Genomic DNA, 6,000 nt, shown 5'->3' with positions numbered 1-6,000 from the left:
GGCGATTGATCGCCGTGGCCGTACTGCTGGTGGTCACCGCCGCGCCGCTGATGTACTTCTTTGTCATGCACGACTACCAGCGCAACCGGGTGGACACCTTCCTGAACCCGGAAGCCGACCCGCGGGGTACCGGCTGGAACATTATCCAGTCGAAAACCGCCATCGGTTCCGGCGGCGTAGATGGCAAAGGCTGGCTGGACGGCACCCAGTCCCGTCTGGATTTTCTGCCGGAATCCTCTACCGACTTCATCCTGGCCGTCCTGAGCGAAGAGTTCGGTCTGGTGGGCGTCACCCTGTTGCTGATGGTTTATCTGGTGATTGTGGGACGGGGTTTCTTTATCAGTTGGCAGGCGCAGGACACCTTTTCCCGCCTGTTTGCCTCCAGCCTGACGATGACATTTTTTATTTATATTTTTGTGAACATCGGCATGGTGTCCGGACTCTTACCCGTGGTGGGGGTACCGTTACCCCTGATCAGCTACGGCGGCACCTCTATCGTTACCTTGCTGGCCAGCTTTGGCATGCTCATGTCGATTCACACCCATCGGCGACTGATGAGTTATTAGAAGCGAGGAGCGAGTTGCGAGAAGCGAAAACCCTGAAAAAAACGGTGTTACTCTTCGCTCTTCCCAACTCGCAACTCGTAACTCGCCTTTTTCATCCAGCCGGGCACAAAACCGCCACAACGCGGTCAATGGATATAACGAAAACAGGAGATCACCCTTTGCGTCGTTCCTATCAAGCCATTCTGGCCACAGCACTGCTCTGTACATCCCTGCCGAGCCTGGCTGAGCATACCTGCCCGCAAAACAATGATTACCTACAGCGGGATCTGGCCAAAACCATGATTCGTGAGCTGGTGGCCGAAGGGGGTGATGAGGCCCGTATTCGCCAGGTGCTCGGCAGTGCCGAATGCCAGCCGAAAATTCTGGAGTCCATTGCCCGTCCGGCGGAAAAAACCCACACCTGGGCGACTTATCAGAAAATATTCCTGCAGGAGAGCCGGGTGCAGAAAGCGGTGGAATTTTACCGCGAACACGCCGATACCCTGGCCCGGGCCGAACAGACCTATGGGGTTCCCCAGGAAATCATCCTGGCCATCATCGGCGTGGAAACCCGTTACGGGCAGTATATGGGCTCCTACCGGGTGGTGGACGCCCTGGCCACCCTGGGATTTGACTACCCGCCGCGGGCCAGCTTCTTCCGCAAGCAGCTCAAAGCCCTGTTTGAGCTGGAGCAAAAGGCCCATATCGATGCCAACGTCATCACCGGCTCCTACGCCGGCGCCATGGGTTATGGCCAGTTTATCCCCACCAGCTACCAGGCCTATGCCGTCGACTTTGACAACGATGGCGTCACCGACCTGGTGAACAACCCGGTGGATGCCATCGGTTCCGTGGCCAACTACTTCCATGAGCATCGCTGGCAGCCGGACCTGCCGGTGGCGGCCCGCGCTCGTGTGGAAGGCAGTGGCTATCAACCGCTGGCGAAAAAAGGCTATAAGCCATCTTTCACCCTGGATCAGGCCCGCCAGGCGCAGGTGTCGCCAATCAGCTGCGAAGGCAGCGGCGTAAAGAGCGAATACTGCTTTGATCTGCCGGGAGACACCCGTGTCGCCCTGCTGGACCTGGAAGGCCTGCAAGGCACCGAGTTCTGGCTGGCCACCGATAATTTCTACGTCATTACCCGCTACAACCACAGTCGCCTCTACGCCATGGCCGTGCTACAACTGTCTCGAGAGATCGCTGCAGCCCTGGAGACCCACTAATGATGCGACTGGCATGGGCGTTGGCCACCTGCACGCTGCTGGGCGCCTGCGCCACCACCCCGGGCCCTTCTTCCTCCGGCAATAGTGTCCCCGACGATACTGTCAAAAACGGAGCACCGGGGTCGGACCGCTACAGCATGGACCAGGATACGCCACCGAAGGAACGGCGGGACGTCTCACAACTGCCTGAACCGGTGCCCAAGAGCGAGCCCCGCAGCCGCTATGGCAACCCGGATACCTACAGTGTCTGGGGCAAGACCTACCGGGTGCTCCCCAGCGCCGAAGGCTACCAAGCCGAGGGGCTGGCGTCCTGGTACGGTCAGAAATTCCATGGCCACCGTACCTCCAGCGGCGAATCCTTCGATATGTACCGCTTCACCGCCGCCCATCGCAGCCTGCCCCTGCCCACTTATGCCCGCGTCACCAATCTGGATAACGGCAAGAGCCTGGTAGTGCGAATCAACGATCGCGGCCCCTTCCATGAGGACCGCATCATCGATCTGTCCTGGGCCGCCGCCGTGCGGCTGGGGATTGAACAGGCTGGCACCGGCCGGGTCAGAGTGGAAACCATCAGTGCGACCCCGGATCCCTCCCTGCCCGCAAGCAAAATACCCACGGCGGTGCGTGCCGCCGTGGACAGCCCGCCCCCGAACACCGGCAGCGAACCAAGACTGTTTCTTCAGGCCGGGGCCTTTCAGGACCGTGCTGCCGCAGAACGCATGCAGCAGAGCCTGCGGGAACAGCTGGGCCTGAGCAGCGAAATCCGCTCGGGCAAGGCGCTGCATCGCGTCTGGATCGGCCCCTATACGGACGACCAACAACGCCAACAGGTGCGTCAAACCATGGCCGACGCCGGGTTCGAACGGCCGGTGCCCATTACGCCCTGACAGGCAGTTTGGGCAAACTAAGCCGTTCCTCCGGTTAACAGCTCGGTTGCGCTCATCTAGAATGCAGCCATCCCGTGATGTCGGGGAATTTTTGCCCTTTTCTCTGTCAAAGACGCTCAGGGCTTCCCCCTTCGACTCACAGACCCCTGAATTTTCAGGCTGACAAGGACACAACAGGCAGGAAATCCATGCGCCCCCAGTCGTTTCGCTCTACCTTTTTTATCATCGTTGCCCTTCTCGGCACCCTGATGTCCCTGCAGGCCCAGGCCAGCACGGTCCCTCGGGCTCCGCAGGTTGATGCCCGTGGCTACCTGCTGATGGATGCGGCCAGCGGCAACATCATCGTCGAGCACAATGCGGATCAGCGGCTCCCTCCCGCCAGCCTGACCAAGATGATGACGGCATACATCGCCGAGGCAGAATTGCAGAAAGGCAATATCTCCGAACAGGATATGGCCCCGATCAGCGTACAGGCCTGGAAAATGGGCGGCTCACGGATGTTTGTCCGCGAAGGCACCCGGGTACCCGTTGGCGACCTGCTGCGTGGCATCATCATCCAGTCCGGCAACGATGCCAGCGTGGCAATGGCGGAATTCATTGCCGGCTCGGAAGACGCCTTTGCCGACCTGATGAATCAACACGCTCGTCGCCTGGGCATGAAAGACAGCCACTTCGTCAATTCCACCGGCTGGCCGGCTGAAAACCATTACACCACCGCCCGTGATATGGCCATTCTGGCCCGCGCTATCACCCGCGACTTTCCCGAACACTACGACATTTACGCGGAGAAGGAATACACCTACAACGGCATCACCCAGCAGAACCGTAACCTGCTGTTGTGGCGCGATCCCAGCGTGGACGGTCTGAAAACCGGCCATACCGAAGAAGCCGGTTACTGTCTGGTATCGTCCGCAGAGAAAGACGGCATGCGCTTGATTACCGTGGTCATGGGCACCGACTCGGAATCTGCCCGCGCGCGCGAGTCCCAGAAACTGCTCACTTACGGGTTCCGTTTCTTCGAGACCTACAAGGCCTACAGCGCCGGGGATATTCTCGATACCGTGGATGTCTGGATGGGCGAGAGCAAACAGCTGCGCCTGGGCCTGGCTGAAGATCTGGTGTTGACCATTCCCCGTGACAGCCATGAAAGCCTGAAAGCGGAAATGACGGTGAACCCGCAATTGAAAGCCCCTATCGTGCAGGGTCAGCAATACGGCACCGTGACCGTTCGTCAGAACAACGACGTGCTGATGGAAAAGCCCCTGGTTGCCCTGGAAAACATTGAAGAGGCCGGCATCTTTACCAAGCTCTGGCATCATGTTCTGCTGTTCTTCAAGGGGCTGTTTTAAGCACGCCTGATGCTCGAGGCCTGACACCCCACTGGCGGCGCCAAGCGTCAGACTGTCAGAGGAAACGACATGTCCCAGGTCTATCTCAATGGCGCCTTCATGGCGCCAGAAGAGGCTCGGATCTCTCCAATGGATCGGGGTTTTCTGTTTGCGGACGGCATCTATGAAGTGATTCCGGCCTTTAACAGCGTATTGTTCCGCTTCGAGGAGCATCTGCAACGGCTGGAACGGTCCCTGCGTGAAGTGGAAATCCGCAACCCCTTCTCGCCCGCACAGTGGCAGGCGCTGTGCGAAGAACTGATCGCACGCAATGGCGGCGGCAACCTTTCCGTCTACCTTCAGGTTACCCGTGGCACCGCTCCCCGGCGCGACCACGCCTTCCCCACGCCACCGGTGTCTCCCACCGTGTTCATGATGACCAGTCCCATCGCCGTTCCCGCCGCCGATAGCCCGGACACCGCCACGGGGGGCAAGGCCATCACCCGGGACGATATCCGCTGGGCCCGCTGCGATATCAAATCCATTTCCCTGCTGCCCAACAGTCTGTTGCGGCAACAGGCAGCCACCAGCGGAGCCATGGAAACCATTCTGCTGCGCGATGGCTTCGTGACCGAGGGCTCCGCCAGCAACGTCTTCATCGTGCTCGACGGCACCATCCTCACTCCGCCAAAAAATCATGCCATTCTGGGCGGCATCACCCGCGATCTGGTAGTAGAATTATGCGCCCGACACAGCCTGCCCTTTGCGGAAACAGAAATCACCGAAGCCCAGTTGCGACAGGCAGAAGAGATCTGGATCACCAGCTCCACCCGGGAAGTGGTGCCGATCACGCAATTGAATGAGGCTGTGGTAGGCAACGGCAAACCCGGCGCCATGTGGAAAACACTGGCCCGGCACTATATCGATTTTAAACGCCGCCTGTGCGGCCTGGACCAGGAGTAAGCCATGGCGATTCAGGAACACCTCTGGGAGTTTCCCCACGATATGCAACTGAAGGTCATGGGCCTGGCGGACTCACCCCTGGAAACCGTATTAATCGAGATCCTTGAAACACACCTCGAGGACTTCGATGCTGACAACCACCTGGCGCGCAAGCCCAGTAGCAAAGGCAATTTTGTTTCCTTCACTGCCCAGGTGACCATGCGCAATCGCGAGCAGGTGGAAGCCATCTACAAAGCGCTCAATGAGTGCCCGCACGTGAAGATGTCGCTCTGACGTCACTCTCCCCAAACGCAGGGTTGGCAGAAAAATCCCGGACCAGGTTGCGAAAGCTGTCATTCCCTGTGTGTTTCACCGGCGCCATTACACAATTTAACCCTTGGTCACAGCCCGACACGCAAGCCTCACCAAGCCACCATTGGTTTGGTACCCGCGTGCCCGTATGGTCCCACCTATAAGAAGAATGTAACGGGATCACAAAAATGAAAACGCTGACCTTATTGTGTCTGTGCAGTTGCTTGCTGATTTTGGTCGCTGTTGATCTGCCGAGCCCCACGTCCCAAACGGTTCATTCCGTCAATATGCCCCATTCTGCGGACATTGTTCCCGCCATGCCGCGCAGCCCGCATATCCAGCAAAGCGTCCACGGCACCCCCGTACATTTCGACGCCTTTGAAACCATCAAACTTCGCGATGACGACCAGGACGGTATCGAGTACGGCATCAGCGTTGAGGAACTGAATCTGCATCTGGTAAACCAGAGGACAGGGAATCGCCTGATCTAGGCTAGTTATTCTGGTTCGATTGTTGTTACCCCAAACGGGGTCTGCCTTAAGCCCGGCTTTGCCGGGCTTTTTTTATTTCAGCTGCAAGCGATAAGCTTCAAGCCGCAACGCGAAGAAGCTCCTTTGCACCCATGAATTCCCACAGACTCCGCGCTGCCTGGCTCTATCTGTAGGAGTTCCTCTTGAGGGACGAACCGAGCGTAGCGAGGCGGCAGAGCTCAACGGCTATCCACCATGGTTTCTGCGGAGACCTGTCGAGCCTTGATATTCCT

Annotated in this window: 7 protein-coding genes; all 7 read left to right on the top strand. The window is 58.5% G+C overall.

Annotated features, from left to right (window positions below; translation table 11 throughout):
• Nucleotides 1-566: FtsW/RodA/SpoVE family cell cycle protein (locus A3714_RS13230; RefSeq protein WP_197463417.1), on the top strand; the 566-nt coding region annotated here is incomplete at its 5' end.
• A gap of 158 nt (nucleotides 567-724) precedes the next feature.
• A complete protein-coding gene (gene mltB / locus A3714_RS13225) occupies nucleotides 725-1,768 on the top strand; it encodes a lytic murein transglycosylase B (RefSeq protein WP_063526839.1) in 1,044 nt (347 codons plus the stop codon).
• Nucleotides 1,768-2,655: a septal ring lytic transglycosylase RlpA family protein gene (locus A3714_RS13220; RefSeq protein ID WP_063509622.1), complete on the top strand. Its 888-nt coding sequence runs from the start codon at nucleotides 1,768-1,770 to the stop codon at nucleotides 2,653-2,655. The genes mltB and A3714_RS13220 overlap by 1 nt, the downstream gene beginning before the upstream one ends.
• A gap of 188 nt (nucleotides 2,656-2,843) precedes the next feature.
• Nucleotides 2,844-4,004, top strand: coding sequence for a D-alanyl-D-alanine carboxypeptidase family protein (locus tag A3714_RS13215; protein ID WP_062815964.1), 1,161 nt, complete (start codon nucleotides 2,844-2,846; stop codon nucleotides 4,002-4,004).
• A 69-nt stretch (nucleotides 4,005-4,073) separates the two neighbouring features.
• Nucleotides 4,074-4,946 carry a D-amino acid aminotransferase gene (locus tag A3714_RS13210; protein ID WP_063509623.1) on the top strand — a complete coding sequence of 291 codons (873 nt, stop codon included), beginning with the start codon at nucleotides 4,074-4,076 and terminating at the stop codon, nucleotides 4,944-4,946.
• 3 nt (nucleotides 4,947-4,949) lie between these two features.
• Nucleotides 4,950-5,219, top strand: a complete 270-nt coding sequence (locus tag A3714_RS13205; protein WP_062815962.1) for a DUF493 domain-containing protein — start codon at nucleotides 4,950-4,952, stop codon at nucleotides 5,217-5,219.
• A 206-nt stretch (nucleotides 5,220-5,425) separates the two neighbouring features.
• Nucleotides 5,426-5,728 carry a hypothetical protein gene (locus A3714_RS17585; protein WP_082844769.1) on the top strand — a complete coding sequence of 101 codons (303 nt, stop codon included), beginning with the start codon at nucleotides 5,426-5,428 and terminating at the stop codon, nucleotides 5,726-5,728.
• Nucleotides 5,729-6,000: the final 272 nt, after the last annotated feature.

The sequence above is a fragment of the Alcanivorax sp. HI0007 genome, from assembly GCF_001635525.1.
In the GTDB taxonomy this organism is placed as follows: Bacteria; Pseudomonadota; Gammaproteobacteria; order Pseudomonadales; family Alcanivoracaceae; genus Alcanivorax.
This window is presented reverse-complemented; position numbering and strand designations above follow the sequence as displayed.

Coding starts and splice junctions, on each gene's coding strand:
- A3714_RS13220 (WP_063509622.1), top strand. CDS start 1,768: ATGATGCGACTGGCATGGGCGTTGGCCACCTGCACGCTGCTGGGCGCC.
- A3714_RS13215 (WP_062815964.1), top strand. CDS start 2,844: ATGCGCCCCCAGTCGTTTCGCTCTACCTTTTTTATCATCGTTGCCCTT.
- A3714_RS13210 (WP_063509623.1), top strand. CDS start 4,074: ATGTCCCAGGTCTATCTCAATGGCGCCTTCATGGCGCCAGAAGAGGCT.
- A3714_RS13205 (WP_062815962.1), top strand. CDS start 4,950: ATGGCGATTCAGGAACACCTCTGGGAGTTTCCCCACGATATGCAACTG.
- A3714_RS17585 (WP_082844769.1), top strand. CDS start 5,426: ATGAAAACGCTGACCTTATTGTGTCTGTGCAGTTGCTTGCTGATTTTG.